Source organism: Streptomyces vietnamensis, assembly GCF_000830005.1.
GTDB lineage: Bacteria > Actinomycetota > Actinomycetes > Streptomycetales > Streptomycetaceae > Streptomyces > Streptomyces vietnamensis.
On record NZ_CP010407.1, the window covers coordinates 7,632,327 to 7,648,292 of the forward strand.

The following is a 15,966-nucleotide window of genomic DNA, read 5'->3' on the forward strand; positions in this document are numbered from 1 at the left end:
CCGCCCCATGAACCACACCGCCCCCGCCGACCTCGTCCTCACCGGGGCCCGCATCCACACCGTCGACCCGGCGCTCCCCGAGGCCGAGGCCCTCGCCGTCCGCGCCGGCCGCATCGTCTGGCTCGGCCCCGACGCCGAAGCGGCCGCCTTGACGGGCCCCGACACCCGGATCCTCGACGCCGGCGGGCGGCTCGTCCTGCCCGGCTTCGTCGACGCCCACAACCACGTCCGCCTCGGCTCCGACGACGCCTGCGTCCAGCTCGCCGGAGCCCGCACCCTCGACGCGATCCACGCACGCGTCCGCACCTGGCACGAGGCCCACCCGGACGCCGACTGGATCGAGGCCGAGGCCTTCGACTACTCCGCGATCCCCGACGGACGGATGCCCACCGCCGCCGACCTCGACCCGGCCACCGGCGACACCCCCGCCCTCGTCCTCAGCTACGACGTCCACACCGCCTGGCTGAACACCGCCGCCCTCCGCAGGCTCGGCGTCGACCGCGACCACACCGACCTGCCCTTCGGGCGGGCCGTCACCGACCCGGAGACCGGCGAACCCACCGGATTCGTCAAGGACTTCGCCGTCAAGGGCCTCTCCCGCGACGGCCACCGCGCCCTGCGCGCGCTCGGCCTCCCCTGGGCCTCGACCGACCGGCAGTACGGCCGGCTCGCCAAGAGCCTCGACGACGCCATCGGCTACGGCATCACCACCGTCGTCGAACCGCAGAACTCCCTCGACGACCTCGCCCTCTTCGAGCGCGCCCGCGCCGAGGGCCGGCTCCGCTCCCGCATCGTCGCCGCGCTCTTCCACCCGCGCGGCACCACCGAGGCGGACCTGGACGCCTTCGAGACGGCGGCCGCCGCGTACGCCGACGACCGCCTCCGCGTCGGCCCGCTCAAGCTGTACATCGACGACGTCGTCGAACCCCGCACCGCCGCCCTCCTGGAGCCGTACGCCGGCTGCTCCCACCACCGCGGCGACACCTTCTACCCGCCCGAGGAGTTCGCCGAGCTGCTCACCCGGCTCGACGCGCGCGGCTTCCAGTGCTTCGTCCACGCCACCGGCGACCGGGGCATCCGCACCGTCCTCGACGCCGTCGAGCGGGCCCGCGCCGTCAACGGGCCGCGCGACGCCCGCCACCAGGTCGTCCACGTCGAGTGCCTCGACCCGGCCGACACCCCGCGCTTCGCCGAGCTCGGCGTCATCGCCTGCATGCAGCCCCGGCACGCCGCGCCCGACATCGCCGGACCGGGCCAGGACTGGGCCGAGAACGTCGGCCCCGAGCGCTGGCACAAGGCCTGGCCGCTGCGCAGCCTGCACGCGGCCGGCGCGGTCCTCGCCCTCTCCAGCGACTGGAACGTCGCCGAGATGGACCCGATGGTCGGCATCCACGCGGCCGTCACCCGCCGCCCGCCCGGCGGCGGCGAGGCCTGGACGGCGGGCGAGACGATCGACGTCGCCACCGCCGTCGAGGGCTACACGATGGGCTCGGCCCACGCCAACTTCCTGGAGCACGAGCGGGGCTCGCTGACGGTGGGCAAGCTGGCCGACTTCGTCGTCCTCTCCCGCGACATCCTGCGCATCGCCCCCGAGGAGATCCCGGGCACGGTGGCGGAGACGGTCGTGGTGGGCGGCGAGGTGGTCGTGGACCGCAGGGCGGAGGCGTAGGGGCTGTCGCCCTGATCCGCCGGACAGGCCTCAGGGGCCTCTCAGTGGCCGCCGCCGGATTCCACCGCCATCCGCCGCACGAAGCGGCGGCCCGCGTCACGTGACTCGTACACCCCGTCCTGGGTGGCGACGAGCAGCCGGCGGGCGTCCACGGCGGTGAGCGCCTGCGGGGCGCCGCCCGGCACGGTGGCGATCCGGGTCCAGGAGGTGCCCCCGGCCGTCCCGCGGAAGAGGACGCCCTCCGGGTCGATGCCGAAGAGGGCGTCCGGGGCGGCCCACGACACGTACGCGAGGACCCGCTCGGAGGCCGGGGCGAAGGTCCTGCCGCCGTCCGCGGAGCGGGCCACGCCGGTCTCGGTGGTGGCGAGGACGGTGCCGGGGGCGGCGGGGGAGACGGCGATGTCGAGGGCGCGGAGCGCGGCGCGGTCCTCCCAGGTGACGCCGTCGGCGCTGACCCGCAGGAGGCCGTTCGCGCTGTCGTAGCCGTAGACGGTGGAGTCGGGCGCGGTGTCGAGCGCGTGGAAGTCGACCTTTCCCGCGAGGGACTTCTCCCGCCAGCTGCGGCCGGAGTCCGTCGACGTGATGAGCCCGAGGTCGGCGGGCCCGTCGCCGCCGGACGCCGGGTGCCCGCTGGCGAGGAAGTCGCCCTTCGCGGTGACCGTGAAGCCCATGAAGTCGTCGCGGCGGTCACCGACCAGGACCGGCCGGCCGTCGGCGTCCGGGCGGTGGAGGCCCTGATGGGTGGCGACGTAGAGGGTGCCGTCGCGCAGCCCGAGGCCGTGGATGTGGCTGAGCGCCGATCCGGCACCGGCGGCATCGTCGGCCGGGTCCCCGGAGGAGCAGGCGGTCAGGGTCAGCGCGAGGGCGGCGGCGGTGAGGGCGGCGCCGAGGGTCGTGGCCGGGCGGCCGGAGAAGTACGTCTTCATCGTTCTTTCGCCAGGGGTACGGGAGGCACGCGGGCGCGCCGGCGGGGCGGCCCGCCCCTTCAGGGACGGGCCGCCGTGACGCACGCGCGCGTGGGCCGGGGAGGAACCGGATCAGAGCCGGTCGAGGATCTTCTTCAGCTGGGCGATCTCGGCGGACTGGGTCCGCACGACGTCGTCGGCGAGCTTCTTGGCCGTGGCGTTGCCGCCGCTCTTCTGCTCGTCCTTCGCCATGGCGACGGCGCCGTCGTGGTGGGCGATCATCAACTCGGCGAACTTCTGGTCGAAGGCCTTGCCCTTCGTGGCGGCCAGGTCCTTCATGTCCTGGTCGGACATCATCCCGCCCATGGAGTGTCCGGCGGACTCCGGCTTGCCCCAGCCCTTGAGCCAGGTCTTCATCTTCTGGATCTCGGGGTCCTGGGCCTGCTCGATCGCGGTGACCAGCTTCTTGACCTCGGGGTCCTCGGCCCGGCCATCGGCGAGCTTCGCCATCTCCAGGGCCTGCTGGTGGTGGGGGATCATCATCTGCGCGAACATGACGTCCGCGTCGTTGAAGCCGCCGGGGGCGGTGTCGCCGGCGGCGGCCGGAGCGGAGGCGGTCGCGGAGGACGAGGCGGACGTGCCGCCGTGGTCCATGCCGCTCATGCCGTCGTCGGTGCCGCAGGCGGTGAGGAGCAGCCCGGCTCCGGCGAGGGCGGCGGCCAGGGCGAGCTTGCGGGTGGTGCGGTTCGTGAAGGCACGCATGGTGAGACCTCGTGGGTGCTGTGTGTACGTACGACGTACGGGCGGAAGGGAGGACCGGAGGTGCGCGCGGGCAGCGCGAAGGGGCCCGTGGCGCGTCGGGGTCGGTCTAGATCCGCAGGACGGACAGCTGGGCGAGGTCCGGGGGACGTGGGGGAGGGGCGTGCGGCCCGAGCGCGGGGGTGAGCCGCGCGAGAAGGAGGGCGAGCCAGTCGGGGCGGCGCCCGAGGGCCGCCCGGAGGAGACCGGCGAGCAGCCAGGCGCCGAGGACGGCCACACAGAGGGTGGTCATGTCCGTCCCCGACCCCGGCGCGTGCCGGGCGTCGGAGTCCCCGGCGTCGTGCGGGGCGGCGGCGCGCTCCGGAGTTCCGGGGGCGGCGGCGTGCGCGGAGGCACCGTGGTGCGGGGCGGAAGCGGTGGCCGTGTCGGCCGTGCCTTCCCTGCCGTGCATGCTTCCGCCGGAGCCCTCGGGGTGACCGACGGAGTGCATCAGGAACACCCCGAGCGCGAGCACGACGACGAGCAGGAGGTGCCCGATGGCACCTCCTGCTCGTCTGCCGCGTTCCGCTCGGTGTGCGCGCACGATTCAGGGCCTCCTGGCCCCGACGATACCGTGCGGGGGTATCAGGTTCGCGTCAGGACAGGGTGTCGCCCGTCATGGCGGCGGCCATCCGCAGGTGCGGCGCGGCCTCGTCCGGGCGGCCCAGGCGCTCCAGGGTGCGTCCCAGCATCAGCCGGGCGTAGTGTTCGACCGGGTCGCGCTCCAGGATCGTGCGCAGCTCGGTCTCGGCGCGGGAGAGCTGCGCGGAGTGGTAGTAGGCCCGGGCGAGGAGGAGCCGCTGGGCCGTCTGCTCCGGGTGCTCGGCGACGAGGCCGTGCAGGATGCGGACGGCTGTTCCGTACTCCTTGGCGTCGAAGAACAGCTGCGCACGCTCCCAGCGTTCCCCGGCCGTTCCGAACTCGTAGTACGTGTCGCTCACTTGCTCTCCCTTTCCAGAGCCCCGGATCTGCCACCCTGTGAGGTGGTCGACCAGGTCAACACCGCCGGTTGGTTGAACATTCCACTTAAGGATGGTTGAGCGACATGAGCAATCTCGATCGTCAGGCCTCGCTGACGGTGTGCGGCGGCCGCGGCTTCGTCGTCGCCGAACCGGTACGGGAGCTGCTCAGCCCCCGCCGCGTCCAGCTCGGCGAGTCGACCGAGGTCCGCAGGCTGCTCCCGAACCTGGGCCGGCGCATGGTCGGGGCCTGGGCCTTCGTCGACCACTACGGCCCCGACGACATCGCCGACGAGCCCGGCATGCAGGTCCCGCCGCACCCGCACATGGGCCTGCAGACCGTCAGCTGGCTCCACGAGGGCGAGGTGCTGCACCGTGACTCCACGGGCGTCCTGCAGACGATCCGCCCGCGCGAACTGGGCCTCATGACCTCCGGCCGGGCCATCTCCCACTCGGAGGAGAGCCCCCGCCCGCACGCCCGCTTCCTGCACGGCGCGCAGCTCTGGGTGGCACTCCCCGACGCCCACCGGCACGTGGAACCGCACTTCCAGCACCACGCCGAACTGCCCCGGGTCACCGCGCCCGGCCTCACCGCCACGGTGGTCCTCGGCGAGCTCGACGGCGCCGCCTCGCCGGGCACCACGTACACCCCGCTGGTCGGCGCCGACCTCGCCCTCGCGGCGGGCACCGAGACGGACCTGCCCCTGGAACCCGACTTCGAGTACGCGGTCCTCGCCATGTCCGGAGAGGCCCACGTCGACGGCGTCCCCGTCCTGCCCGGCTCCATGCTCTACCTCGGCTGCGGCCGCACCGAACTCCCCCTCCGCGCCCTCTCGGACGCGGGCCTGATGCTCCTCGGCGGCGAACCCTTCGAGGAGGAGATCGTCATGTGGTGGAACTTCGTGGGCCGCACCGACGAGGAGATCCGCCAGGCGAGGGAGGACTGGATGACCGGCTCCCGCTTCGGCGAGGTGAAGGGGTACGACGGCGACCGGCTGGACGCGCCGGAGGTCCCGGCGACCCAGCTGAAGGCGCGAGGGCGGGTGCGCTGACCTGGTGTTTTCTGTCCGGTGTCGATGTGGGGGCGGGCCGCTTGTCACTTCTGACCGGTTCTCGCCCCCACGGGCTGGCCGGCGGCCTGAGCGAGGCTCTTGTACAGGGGCAGGGAGTCGCTCAGCCCGTTGGTCTCCAACAGGCGTCTGAACGAGGGCTTCCGGCTCACGAGTCGGAGCCCGCCGGAGCGCTGCCCGGCCTGACGGTTCGCGGCGACGAGCACGGCGAGGCCGGCCGCGTCACAGAATTCCAGGCCGTTCAGGTGGACGATCACATGCGCCGGGTCGTGGGTGCTGATGACCTTGTGCAGGCGCTTTCCCAGCTGCTCACGGGTCTCGAAGTCGAGTTCGCCCGAGACCTCGATGACAGGAAAGCCGTCGTAGTGGTAGGAGGAGACAGAAAGGTAGTCCATGGGGCCCGCCTCCCTCTGCCCGCGGCCACCTTGCCGCTTTTCCGAGGGGGTGAATCATGAGAATCGTCTGTTCAATATAAGTAGGTAGTTCTCTTCCTCTCGCGCGTCAAGAGGCTGCCTGACACCCGCCGGGCGGTCACTCCGCCTCGCGTACACCGGCCGGGAAAGGAGAGCGACCCCATGGTCCTCGTCACCTCCGATCTGATCGGCGCCCCCTGCTGGCTGAGCCTCGCGGCGCGAGACCGGAGCGCCGCCGAACGGTTCTACAGCACGGTTCTGGGCTGGTCGTTCCGGCGGGGCACGCTGGGCCGGGCGTTCTCCGTCGCCGAGGCGGACGGCACGCCGGTGGCCGGGATCGCTGCCGTTGCCGGTGAGTTCGCGGTGCCCGTCGCCTGGACTCCGTACTTCGCGGTCGACGACGCCGACGCCGCGGTGGCGAGGGTCCGGGAACGCGGCGGCACGGTCGGCGTCGGCCCGGTTCCCTACCCGCCGAGCGGGCGGGCGGCTCTGGTCGCCGACCGCGAGGGCGCGACGTTCGGGATCTGGGAGGGGCGTGTCCTGTCCGACTGGCGGGTCGGCGGACAGACCCCGTTGTGGCTGGAGCTGCACACCCGCAACGCGTTCGACGCCGCCCTCTTCTACGGAGAGGTCCTCGACTGGGGCGCCGAAGGCGCGGGCTGCTGCGACATCTCCTACGAGGAGGACCAGGTCGTCCTGCGGCGCGACGGCGAAGCCGTGGCGCGCCTCAACAGCGGGCCCGTCGAGGAAGCCGCCCCCGGGCCGCACCTGCGGCCCCGCTGGCTGGTCCACTTCACGGTCCCGTCGCTGGAGGCGGCCACCGGATCGGCCGTGGAAGGCGGCGGCACGATCGTCCAGGACGGCCCCTGGCCGACCGGGGAGGGGCAGGCGACACTACGCGACCCGGACGGCGCACTGTTCACCCTCGACCAGGTGTCGGCGGCACCGTGGCCCCAGCAGCCTCCCGCCCGCTAGAACCCGATGCGGACGGGCCCCGCCTCGAGCCAACCGCGGCGCTGCGGCGCCGATGCCGGGCCGACGACCACGACGCACACGGCTTGTACGGACCACCGTGTACGGCGCGCGGTGTGCCGGACCGGCACCGCCGCCCCAGGCATCGCCGCTCCGTGCGGAAATTCGGCCGCGCGGCGCCTTTCGTACTCCGCCCGTTTCCGGGCGTCACGCAGCGTGGCGTAGGCGGTCATCACCTCGTCGAGCTTTTGGGGCTGAGCCCGTTGCTCCGGGTGGACGTCCGGATGCAGAGCGCGGACCAATGCGCGGTAGGCACTCGTGATCTGTTCGGCCGAGGCGGTCGGGTCGACGCCGAGCACCGCGTAAGGGTCCGGTCGCCTGAGTGCGGTCACATTTCTCACCTTCCTGCGAGCCGGCCGAAGCCAGAGAGCCGACAAGGCCTCCAACACGTTCATAGGCCGCCGTCGGCGCAGATTCAAGAGGTGCCGGGCCGTTGTTTCCTCCCGCCTCCTTGTCGTGGAGCCGTTCGAGGTCAGGCATAAACCTTTTCCGCGCTTTGTCGACATAATTGCTCGAAGGGAGAAAGACCGTAACCCGTGAAGGACCGACCCGGGGAAAGAGGTGAGAGGGATGATCACCGAACTCGCACTTGAGCGGGTCCAGTTCACCTGTGGGCACTGCTGGCACGAGTGGAGCACCGATTACGACGTCCAGCAGTACCGGGACGATCAAGGCGGCGACTGGGAGTACTTCTCGCGCGACGGTGTGGCCGTGCCCTCGCCGTACACCCCTGCCGGCGCCGTCCCCTGCCCGAGGTGTGGTCGCAGGTGGGTGGGCCGCATCCTCGCCCGCAGGCGCATTCCGGCGGCCCCCGGACCCGCCGATACTCCGCGCGAGAACATCGTCGACGCGCCCGGCCACCGCCCCGAGCGGCATGGCGCTCCGCTGCTCGGCGCGTCCGCCCACAGCCAGCCGCAGCAGTCCAGGCCGCCCATGGAGCGCGCCGGGGCGGCGGCGACCGGCTGAGCGCACCGGTACACGGAGGTCTCCGGTGTACGAGGAGGAGGTCGATGGCGGTGGCCCACCTGCTGGTCCAGAACGACGACGTGGTCGTACGGCTGTCATGGCGTGAGGCGCTCCTGGTGCGCCGCAAGGGTGTGCGGGTCCCCCTCGGCGACGTGCGGGAAGCGTGGGTCGAGCCGGACTGGTGGCGTGCCCTGCGGGGGACCGTCGCACGAGGTCGTTGGCGTCCGGGGCGCTTCTGTACGGGCACCAGGCGGCATGCGGACGGCGTCGACTTCGTCGCCGTCCGGGCCCCGGGCCCGGTGGCCGTGGTGGAACTGTTCCCGGGGCGCCGGTTCGCCCGCCTCGCGGTGTCCACCGTCGACTCGGACGGTGCGGTGCAGGCGGTCCGGCTCGCCGCCCGCCGGCACCGGGGTGACCGCCGGCCCGGCGGCGCCGGCACCGAGGTCGCCGCCTCGCGGCAGCCGGACACCGACGCGGCCACGTGAGGCGGAAGCCCATCAGGACGGTGCCGCCACCCTGATCAGCTTCTTCCCGGGCGCGGCCGGTACGGAGCCTTGAGAGGTCCGCAGGCCTGGGACGGGGCCCTGAGGCCTTGAGACGGGTCATACGGGCATGCCGCTTGCGGGGACATGCTTGCAGGGACATGTGGACGTAGCCGGGCCCCACGGCGAGCCGGCGCCGTGGGACCCGGCTGCGGGTGCCCCGCCGGCCGGGCCCGGCCCGGCGGGACGCCCCTCGACCCCGTTACGACTGCAGTTCCTTGTCCGTGTGCTTGCCGGTGCCGATCTGGATCTTGCGCGGCCTGGCCTGTTCGCCGATCGGGATGCGCAGGCTGAGCACACCGGCGTCGTACGTCGCTTCGATGTTCTCCGTGTCCAGCGTCTCTCCGAGGAACAGCTGGCGACTGAACGTGCCGGTGGGACGCTCGGAGATCACCGTTTCCGCGCCTTCCTTGATCTCGGCCTTCCGCTCGGCCCGGACGGTCAGCACGTCCTTCTCGACGTCCAGGTCCAGGGACTCGGCGTCGACACCGGGCAGGTCGAACTTGACCCACACCACGCCGTCCTCGCGCCAAGCGTCCATCGGCATCGCCGCGGGAGCCTGCGCGCCGTTGAACACGCGCTGAGTGAGCCGGTCCAGCTCACGGAAGGGATCGGTCCGCATCAGCATCTGATCATCAACTCCTTCGCTTCGTGCGCCGTTCGATCGGGTACCGACGCTTCTTGTATAACTCTCGGCACTCTTCTTGACAAGAGGAGACTCAAGTTTTATCCCATGAATATGTGAGCTTTATGGAGCCAGGGCGGTGACCCGGTCCCTGTGAGCAGGCCACGCCCTGGAGGCAGGACACGCTCGGAGCGAGCAGTGTGTGGAGGCAAGCGATGGCCAAGGCTGTGGGTATTGATCTTGGTACGACGAACTCCGTGGTCGCCGTCTACGAGGGCGGCCGGCCGAGGGTGATCACCAACAGCGAGGGCGGCCGCACCACACCGTCGGTGGTGGCGTTCACCGAGAGCGGTGAACGGCTCGTCGGGCAGATGGCGCGCCGCCAGGCCGTACTGAATCCCCAAGGCACCGTCTACTCGGCGAAGCGGTTCGTCGGCCGACGCCTCGACGAGATCGACGTGGAGGCGGAACAGGTCTCTTACGGGGTCGTGGCCGGCCCTGAGGGCGCGGCGCGGTTCTCCGTCCGCGGCAAGCAGTACGCCCCGGAGGAGATCTCCGCCGCAGTGCTGCGCAAGCTCGTGGACGATGCCGCGAAGCAGCTCGGCGAGAAGATCACCCAGGCGGTGATCACGGTGCCCGCGTACTTCAACGACGCGCAGCGGCAGGCCACCAAGGACGCTGGCCGCATCGCCGGCCTTGACGTGCTGCGGATCATCAACGAGCCGACCGCGGCCGCCCTGGCATATGGGCTGGACAAGAAGAAGCACGAGACGGTTCTCGTCTTCGACCTGGGCGGTGGCACGTTCGACGTCAGCATCCTCGACGTGGGCGACGGCGTGGTGGAGGTGCGTTCCACCGCCGGCGACACCCACCTCGGAGGAGACGATTTCGACCGGCGGCTGGTGGAGCACCTGGCCGAGGACTTCCAGCGGCTCAACGGGATCGATCTGCGCCGCGACCCGCAGGCGCTGCAACGGCTGTACGAGGCGGCGGAGAAGGCGAAGGTCGAGCTGTCCACGACCGCGCAGACGCAGATCAACCTGCCCTTCGTCACCGCGGACGCCGCCGGTCCGAAGCACCTCACGACCACCGTGACCCGGTCGACCTTCGAACAGCTCACCGGCGACCTGGTCGAACGGTGCATGGGACCGGTCCGGCAGGCGATGGCGGACGGCAAGGTGACCGCCGACGACCTCGACGAGGTGATCCTCGTCGGCGGATCGACCCGCATCCCCGCGGTGCAGGCGCTGGTGCGACGGCTGACCGGCGGCAAGGACCCCAACATGTCGGTCAACCCCGACGAGGTCGTCGCCCTCGGCGCGGCCGTCCAGGCGGCCGTGCTCCAGGGCGAGGTCAAGGACGTCCTGCTGCTCGACGTCACCCCGCTCTCCCTGGGCGTCGAGACGCTGGGCGGGCTGATGACCAGGCTGATCGAGCGCAACACCACGATCCCCACCCGGCGCGGCGAGACCTTCACGACCGCCGAGGACGACCAGCCGGCCGTGGACGTGGTGGTGTTGCAGGGGGAGCGCGAGCGGGCCGCGGACAACCGTGTGCTCGGCCGGGTGCGCCTGGACGACATCCGTCCGGCACCCCGGGGCACGCCGCAGATCGAGGTGACGTTCGACATCGACGCCAACGGCATCCTCCACGTGTCCGCGAAGGACAAGGACACCGGCGCCCAGCAGAGCATCACCGTCTCCGGCAGCGGCACCCTGGACGAGTCCGAGGTCCAGCGGATGGTCCAGGAGGCCGAACGCAACCGGGCCGAGGACACCCGTATCCGCGAACTCGTCGAGGCGCGCAACGAGCTCGACAGCATCGCCTACCACGTCGAGCGACGGCTGGGAGAGCTCGGCGACTCCGTCGCCGTCCACGACAAGGCCCGCGCCGAGTCGCTGATCGCGGATGCCCGGCAGGCCGTCAAGGAAGAGGCCCCCCTGGACCGCGTGCGGTCCCTGACCGGCGACCTCCAGCAGATGCTGCACGCGCTGGCGTCCCCCGGTGGCGCCGGCGGTGGCGGCGGAAGCGACGCGACCGGGCCGGGACCCCAGGGCGGACCGGGCGGCGGAGACGACGTGATCGACGCCGACTTCAGGCCGGAGTGACGGGCCTGGTGCGGTGACGGAGCGCGAGGAGATCCAGACCGGATTGCGGAATGAGTGATCGACGATGAAGGACGAGACGCGGGAACCCGAGGTCCCGATGAGGGACACGGCGGGATACGGCGGGGCCGAGGACCAGGCCCGGGAGCACGGCCTGCGACCGGGCCCGGCCGCCGCTGGCTCCGGCGAGGTCCGCCGGAGCCCCGAAGACGCCGCCGGCTCCGGCGAGGTCCGCCCGGGGTCCGAAGACGCCGACGGTTCCGGTGTTCCTCCCGTGCTGCCGGAGCTCGACGTCGAGGAGCTGCACGACCGGTGGCAGCGTGCCGTGGCGGAGACGGAGAACCAGCGCAAGCGCCACGAGCGGCAGTTGGAGGAGGTGCGTCTCGCCGAGCGCGACCGGGTGAGCGAGGCCTGGCTGCCCGTGGTGGACCACCTCGAGCTGGCACTCCAGCACGCTGCCGCCGACCCGGAGGCGATCATCGCCGGTGTGGAAGGGGTGTGCCGACAGGCCTACGCCGTGCTCGCCCGGCTCGGCTACCAGCGGATCGCGGCGGTCGGCGAACCCTTCGACCCGGCCCTCCACGACGCGGCGCAGGTCCGTCAGGACCCGCAGGCCGCGCCGGGCACCGTCGTCCAGGTGCTGCGCGCCGGCTACGGCAGCGACCGCGGCCTGCTGCGGCCCGCGACGGTGGCCGTGCAGGCCGGACCGGACGAACGAGAGGCACGGAGCTGAGAAGCACGACACGAATCGGTGGTGTGGTCGATGGCGCAGAACCGTGACTACTACGACGTGCTGGGGGTGTCCCGTACCGCCAGTACGGAGGAGGTCCAGCGCGCGTACCGGAACCTGGCCCGCCGCTGGCACCCCGACCTGAACAAGGACCCGGGCGCGGAGGAGCGGTTCAAGGAGATCAGCGAGGCGTACGAGGTGCTCTCCGATCCCGACAACCGCAAGCGCTACGACCGGTACGGGCACGCCTGGCAGCAGGTGCCCGAAGGCGCCGCGGCCGGACCGGGCGGGCCGGGCGGCCCTTTCGGGGCCGGAGGCGGCCGACGGGTGTACGTCGACACCGGCGGCGGGCCCGGCTTCGCCGGTGGTTTCGGGGAGGCCGGGTTCGGCGGCATGGACTTCGAGGACCTGCTCGGCGGACTGTTCGGCGGCGCCGGTGGACGTGCCGGCACCGGCGGATTCGGGCGGATGCCCGGCGCCGACCGGGAAGCCGAGGTCACGCTCGGCGTCGAGGACGCCTACACGGGCGGCCGCAGGCGCCTCACCCTCGACACCGCCTCCGGACCGCGTGGCTACGAGGTCACCATCCCGCCCGGTGTGACGGACGGTCAGCGCATCCGACTGGCGGGGCAGGGCGGCGCCGGCAGCGGCGGCGGCCCCGCCGGTGACCTGTACCTGCGGGTACGCCTCGCCCCGCACCCCCGCTTCCGGGTGGAGGGCCGCGACATCACCGTCGACCTCCCCGTCACACCGTGGGAGGCCGCGCTCGGCGCCTCGGTCCCCGTGGACACCCCCGGAGGAACGGCCCGGGTCGACCTGCCGCCGGGCTCCTCCAGCGGCCGACGGCTCCGGCTGCGCGGACGCGGCATGCCCAACCCGCGCGGCCCCGCAGGTGACCTGTACGCGGAGGTGAGGATCGCCGTTCCCGCCGACCTGACGCCCGCCGAGCGCGAGCTGTTCGAGCGCCTCGCCGCCGATTCCCGCTTCGACCCGCGCAACCCAGCCGGCGGAAGGGGATGAGCACCGTGGCGCACCACCACCGCAACCGCTACCCGCTCGCCCGCGTGACCGCCGTGCACGGCGCGTACCCGGTCGGCGTCGGCATCGACGAGTTCGCCGGCTTCACCGGCCTGCACCCCGACCTCGTACGCCGCTACGTCACCCTGGGCCTCCTGGAGCCCGACACCGATCGGGCCGGAGGCCTGTGGTTCGGCACCGCCCACGTGACGCGGGTCGCCCGCATCCAGCGGCTCCGCGCCGGCCTGGGCCTCAACTACGCCGCCCTGGCCGTCGTCCTCGACCTGCTGGACCGCATCGAACAGCTGGAAGCCGCCCTCGCCGGGCGGCACCCCGACATCGACGCCACGCACGGGAGGTGACATCCGTGGACACGAACCGACTCACCGAGAAGTCCCAGGAAGCCCTGCGGGACGCCCAGACCAAGGCGCTGCGCTTCGGCCATGTCGAGGTCGACGGCGAGCACCTCCTCATGGCCCTGCTCGACCAGAGCGAGGGACTCGTCCCCCGACTGCTCAGTGCGGCCGGCGGCGACCCGGACCGGACCCGGGCCGCCGTGGAGGCGGAACTGGGCCGGCGTCCGAGCGTCTCCGGCCCCGGCGCCGAGCCCGGCCAGGTCTACGTCACCCGGAGGCTCGCCCGGCTCCTCGACGCCGCCGAGCAGGAGGCCAAGCGCCTCAAGGACGAATACGTCTCCGTCGAACACCTGCTGCTCGCCCTCCTCGCGGAGGGCACCGGCAGCGCGGCCGGCCGCATCCTGCACCAACAGGGCCTGGACCGCGAAGGGTTCCTCGACGCCCTGACCGCCGTCCGCGGCAACCAGCGGGTGACCTCGGCCGTACCCGAGGCGACCTACGAGGCGCTGGAGAAGTACGGCCGTGACCTGGTCGCCGAGGCCCGCACCGGTCGGCTCGACCCCGTCATCGGGCGCGACACGGAGATCCGCCGGGTGGTGCAGATCCTGTCCCGCAAGACCAAGAACAACCCCGTGCTGATCGGCGACCCGGGCGTCGGCAAGACGGCCATCGCCGAGGGACTGGCGCAGCGCATCGCCCACGGCGACGTCCCCGACGGCCTGCGCGACAAGACCGTCTTCGCCCTCGACATGGGCTCCCTGGTCGCGGGCGCGAAGTACCGCGGCGAGTTCGAGGAACGACTCAAGGCCGTTCTCCACGAGGTCACCGCAGCCGAGGGCCGCATCCTGCTGTTCGTCGACGAGATGCACACCGTCGTCGGCGCCGGGGCGGCCGAAGGCGCCATGGACGCCGGGAACATGCTCAAGCCGCTCCTCGCGCGCGGCGAACTGCACATGATCGGCGCCACCACGCTGGACGAGTACCGCAAGCACGTCGAGAAGGACGCCGCCCTGGAACGCCGCTTCCAGCCCGTCCTGATCGACGAGCCCGGCGAGGAGGACGCCGTGTCCATCCTCCGCGGCCTGCGTGAACGCCTGGAGGTCTTCCACGGCGTGAAGATCCAGGACGGTGCCCTGGTCGCCGCCGTCACCCTCTCCCACCGCTACATCACCGACCGGTTCCTCCCCGACAAGGCCATCGACCTCGTCGACGAGGCGTGCGCCATGCTGCGCACCGAGATCGACTCGATGCCCGCCGAGCTGGACCAGCTTAGCCGCCGCGTGCGCCGCCTCGAGATCGAGGAGGCGGCCCTGGCCAAGGAAGAGGACCCGGCCAGCCGCGACCGCCTGTCGGAGCTGCGCCGGGAACTGGCCGGCGCACGCGCCGAGGCGGACGCGCTGCGCGCCCAGTGGGAGGCGGAGCGCCAGGCCCTGCGCAAGGTGCAGACCCTGCGCCGGGAGATCGAACACGTACGGTACGAGGCCGAGGAGGCGGAGCGCTCGTACGACCTCAACCGCGCCGCGGAACTGCGCCACGGCCGGCTGCCCGAGCTCGAGCGGCGCCTGCGGGCCGAAGAGGAGCAGCTCGCCGTCAGGCAGGGCGGACGCCGCCTGCTGCGCGAGGTCGTCACCGAGGACGAGATCGCCTCCATCGTCTCCCGGTGGACCGGCATCCCGGTCAGCCGCCTCCTCGAGGGCGAACGGAAGAAGCTGCTGCGCCTCGACGAGATCCTCCACGAACGCGTGATCGGCCAGGACGAGGCCGTGCAGCTGGTCGCGGACGCGGTCATCCGAGCCCGCTCCGGGGTCAAGGACCCGCGCCGCCCCATCGGTTCCTTCCTGTTCCTGGGCCCGACCGGCGTCGGCAAGACCGAGCTGGCCCGCACCCTGGCCGCCGCCCTGTTCGACACGGAGGACAACATGGTCCGCCTCGACATGAGCGAGTACCAGGAACGGCACACGGTCAGCCGCCTGATGGGCGCCCCGCCCGGCTACGTCGGCTACGAGGAAGGTGGCCAGCTCACCGAAGCCGTGCGCCGCAAGCCGTACTCCGTCGTGCTCCTGGACGAGGTGGAGAAGGCCCACGCGGACGTCTTCAACACCCTCCTCCAGCTCCTGGACGACGGGCGCCTCACCGACGCCCAGGGCCACACCGTCGACTTCCGCAACACCGTGGTGGTGATGACCAGCAACATCGGCTCCCAGCACCTGCTGGAGGGCGTCACGCCCGACGGCGAGATCGAGCCGGAGGCACGCGCCGCCGTCATGGCCGAACTGCGCGCCCACTTCCGGCCGGAGTTCCTCAACCGCGTCGACGACGTGGTCCTCTTCAAACCGCTCACCCTGCCCGAGATCGAGCGGGTCGTGGACCTGCTCACCGAGGACCTGCGCCACCGGCTCGCCGACCGCCGCCTCGAACTCCGCCTGACCGAGGCGGCCCGCCGGCACATCGCGGCCGAGGGATTCGACCCCGTCCACGGCGCCCGGCCCCTGCGGCGGTTCATCCAGCGCGAGGTCGAAACCCGCATCGGACGGGCCCTGCTGGCCGGTGACATCCCCGACGGCGCCACGATCACCCTCGACGCCTCCGACGGCCGGCTCACCGTCACCTGGACGTCCCCCGAGACCGGCCCGCCGCCGCGGGCACGGGCAGCGTGACCCCACGGGGGCACCCCGGAGGCATACGAGGGGCGCGCCCAGACCCTGCGGATCGCGCTCGTCGCGCGGGCCGGATCATCGAGGCCCTGTTCCGTTCGAAGAAGGGAGGGTGCGAGGGATGC

At 72.3% G+C, this 15,966-nt stretch carries 17 protein-coding genes; 10 read left to right on the forward strand and 7 right to left on the reverse strand.

What is annotated here, in order from left to right:
• Positions 1-7: 7 nt before the first annotated feature.
• Positions 8-1,669: an amidohydrolase gene (locus SVTN_RS34110; protein WP_041132551.1), complete on the forward strand. Its 1,662-nt coding sequence runs from the start codon at positions 8-10 to the stop codon at positions 1,667-1,669.
• Positions 1,670-1,710: 41 nt separating this feature from the next.
• On the opposite strand, the gene SVTN_RS34115 is transcribed toward SVTN_RS34110, so the two are convergent.
• The 4 genes from SVTN_RS34115 to SVTN_RS34130 form a co-directional block, all read right to left on the reverse strand.
• On the reverse strand, positions 1,711-2,595 hold the full coding sequence (locus SVTN_RS34115) for a F510_1955 family glycosylhydrolase (RefSeq protein WP_041132552.1): 885 nt from the start codon (positions 2,593-2,595) through the stop codon (positions 1,711-1,713).
• 111 nt (positions 2,596-2,706) lie between these two features.
• Positions 2,707-3,336, reverse strand: a complete 630-nt coding sequence (locus tag SVTN_RS34120) for a DUF305 domain-containing protein (protein WP_041132553.1) — start codon at positions 3,334-3,336, stop codon at positions 2,707-2,709.
• A gap of 106 nt (positions 3,337-3,442) precedes the next feature.
• Positions 3,443-3,916, reverse strand: a complete 474-nt coding sequence (locus SVTN_RS34125) for a hypothetical protein (RefSeq protein WP_041132554.1) — start codon at positions 3,914-3,916, stop codon at positions 3,443-3,445.
• A 52-nt stretch (positions 3,917-3,968) separates the two neighbouring features.
• On the reverse strand, positions 3,969-4,313 hold the full coding sequence (locus tag SVTN_RS34130; protein ID WP_041132555.1) for a tetratricopeptide repeat protein: 345 nt from the start codon (positions 4,311-4,313) through the stop codon (positions 3,969-3,971).
• A 104-nt stretch (positions 4,314-4,417) separates the two neighbouring features.
• On the opposite strand from SVTN_RS34130, the gene SVTN_RS34135 reads away from it, so the two are divergent.
• Positions 4,418-5,383, forward strand: a complete 966-nt coding sequence (locus SVTN_RS34135; RefSeq protein WP_041132556.1) for a pirin family protein — start codon at positions 4,418-4,420, stop codon at positions 5,381-5,383.
• A 44-nt stretch (positions 5,384-5,427) separates the two neighbouring features.
• On the opposite strand, the gene SVTN_RS34140 is transcribed toward SVTN_RS34135, so the two are convergent.
• Entirely contained in the window at positions 5,428-5,796 is a 369-nt protein-coding gene (locus tag SVTN_RS34140) for an STAS domain-containing protein (RefSeq protein WP_041132557.1), read from the reverse strand.
• Positions 5,797-5,976: 180 nt separating this feature from the next.
• Here SVTN_RS34140 and SVTN_RS34145 point away from each other — a divergent pair, with 180 nt between their 5' ends.
• Positions 5,977-6,789, forward strand: coding sequence for a VOC family protein (locus tag SVTN_RS34145; RefSeq protein ID WP_041132558.1), 813 nt, complete (start codon positions 5,977-5,979; stop codon positions 6,787-6,789).
• On the opposite strand, the gene SVTN_RS34150 is transcribed toward SVTN_RS34145, so the two are convergent.
• Positions 6,786-7,178: a J domain-containing protein gene (locus SVTN_RS34150; RefSeq protein WP_041132559.1), complete on the reverse strand. Its 393-nt coding sequence runs from the start codon at positions 7,176-7,178 to the stop codon at positions 6,786-6,788. The genes SVTN_RS34145 and SVTN_RS34150 overlap by 4 nt on opposite strands.
• A gap of 238 nt (positions 7,179-7,416) precedes the next feature.
• Between SVTN_RS34150 and SVTN_RS34155 the strand changes: the two genes are divergently transcribed.
• Positions 7,417-7,812, forward strand: coding sequence for a hypothetical protein (locus SVTN_RS34155; RefSeq protein WP_041132560.1), 396 nt, complete (start codon positions 7,417-7,419; stop codon positions 7,810-7,812).
• Between the two features lie 44 nt (positions 7,813-7,856).
• Positions 7,857-8,297 carry a hypothetical protein gene (locus SVTN_RS34160; protein ID WP_063782297.1) on the forward strand — a complete coding sequence of 147 codons (441 nt, stop codon included), beginning with the start codon at positions 7,857-7,859 and terminating at the stop codon, positions 8,295-8,297.
• A 259-nt stretch (positions 8,298-8,556) separates the two neighbouring features.
• Here SVTN_RS34160 and SVTN_RS34165 read toward each other — a convergent pair whose 3' ends face one another.
• The gene (locus SVTN_RS34165) at positions 8,557-8,982 is read right to left on the reverse strand and encodes an Hsp20/alpha crystallin family protein (protein WP_041132561.1); all 426 of its coding nucleotides are present in this window, start codon (positions 8,980-8,982) and stop codon (positions 8,557-8,559) included.
• Between the two features lie 212 nt (positions 8,983-9,194).
• Between SVTN_RS34165 and dnaK the strand changes: the two genes are divergently transcribed.
• The 5 genes from dnaK to clpB all read left to right on the forward strand — a co-directional run bounded on the left by dnaK (position 9,195) and on the right by clpB (position 15,844).
• The gene (dnaK, locus tag SVTN_RS34170) at positions 9,195-11,087 is read left to right on the forward strand and encodes a molecular chaperone DnaK (RefSeq protein ID WP_041132562.1); all 1,893 of its coding nucleotides are present in this window, start codon (positions 9,195-9,197) and stop codon (positions 11,085-11,087) included.
• 64 nt (positions 11,088-11,151) lie between these two features.
• On the forward strand, positions 11,152-11,817 hold the full coding sequence (locus tag SVTN_RS34175) for a nucleotide exchange factor GrpE (RefSeq protein WP_063782298.1): 666 nt from the start codon (positions 11,152-11,154) through the stop codon (positions 11,815-11,817).
• A gap of 30 nt (positions 11,818-11,847) precedes the next feature.
• Positions 11,848-12,834: a DnaJ C-terminal domain-containing protein gene (locus SVTN_RS34180; RefSeq protein ID WP_041132563.1), complete on the forward strand. Its 987-nt coding sequence runs from the start codon at positions 11,848-11,850 to the stop codon at positions 12,832-12,834.
• On the forward strand, positions 12,831-13,193 hold the full coding sequence (locus tag SVTN_RS34185) for a chaperone modulator CbpM (protein ID WP_078908615.1): 363 nt from the start codon (positions 12,831-12,833) through the stop codon (positions 13,191-13,193). Before SVTN_RS34180 ends, SVTN_RS34185 begins: the two co-directional genes overlap by 4 nt.
• Positions 13,194-13,198: 5 nt before the next feature.
• Positions 13,199-15,844: an ATP-dependent chaperone ClpB gene (gene clpB, locus SVTN_RS34190; RefSeq protein WP_041132564.1), complete on the forward strand. Its 2,646-nt coding sequence runs from the start codon at positions 13,199-13,201 to the stop codon at positions 15,842-15,844.
• The last annotated feature ends 122 nt before the right edge of the window (positions 15,845-15,966 follow it).

Coding starts and splice junctions, on each gene's coding strand:
- SVTN_RS34145 (WP_041132558.1), top strand. CDS start 5,977: ATGGTCCTCGTCACCTCCGATCTGATCGGCGCCCCCTGCTGGCTGAGC.
- SVTN_RS34115 (WP_041132552.1), bottom strand. CDS start 2,595: ATGAAGACGTACTTCTCCGGCCGCCCGGCCACGACCCTCGGCGCCGCC.
- SVTN_RS34165 (WP_041132561.1), bottom strand. CDS start 8,982: ATGCTGATGCGGACCGATCCCTTCCGTGAGCTGGACCGGCTCACTCAG.
- SVTN_RS34140 (WP_041132557.1), bottom strand. CDS start 5,796: ATGGACTACCTTTCTGTCTCCTCCTACCACTACGACGGCTTTCCTGTC.
- dnaK (WP_041132562.1), top strand. CDS start 9,195: ATGGCCAAGGCTGTGGGTATTGATCTTGGTACGACGAACTCCGTGGTC.
- SVTN_RS34175 (WP_063782298.1), top strand. CDS start 11,152: ATGAAGGACGAGACGCGGGAACCCGAGGTCCCGATGAGGGACACGGCG.
- SVTN_RS34155 (WP_041132560.1), top strand. CDS start 7,417: ATGATCACCGAACTCGCACTTGAGCGGGTCCAGTTCACCTGTGGGCAC.
- SVTN_RS34185 (WP_078908615.1), top strand. CDS start 12,831: ATGAGCACCGTGGCGCACCACCACCGCAACCGCTACCCGCTCGCCCGC.
- SVTN_RS34120 (WP_041132553.1), bottom strand. CDS start 3,336: ATGCGTGCCTTCACGAACCGCACCACCCGCAAGCTCGCCCTGGCCGCC.
- SVTN_RS34135 (WP_041132556.1), top strand. CDS start 4,418: ATGAGCAATCTCGATCGTCAGGCCTCGCTGACGGTGTGCGGCGGCCGC.
- SVTN_RS34110 (WP_041132551.1), top strand. CDS start 8: ATGAACCACACCGCCCCCGCCGACCTCGTCCTCACCGGGGCCCGCATC.
- SVTN_RS34160 (WP_063782297.1), top strand. CDS start 7,857: ATGGCGGTGGCCCACCTGCTGGTCCAGAACGACGACGTGGTCGTACGG.
- SVTN_RS34180 (WP_041132563.1), top strand. CDS start 11,848: ATGGCGCAGAACCGTGACTACTACGACGTGCTGGGGGTGTCCCGTACC.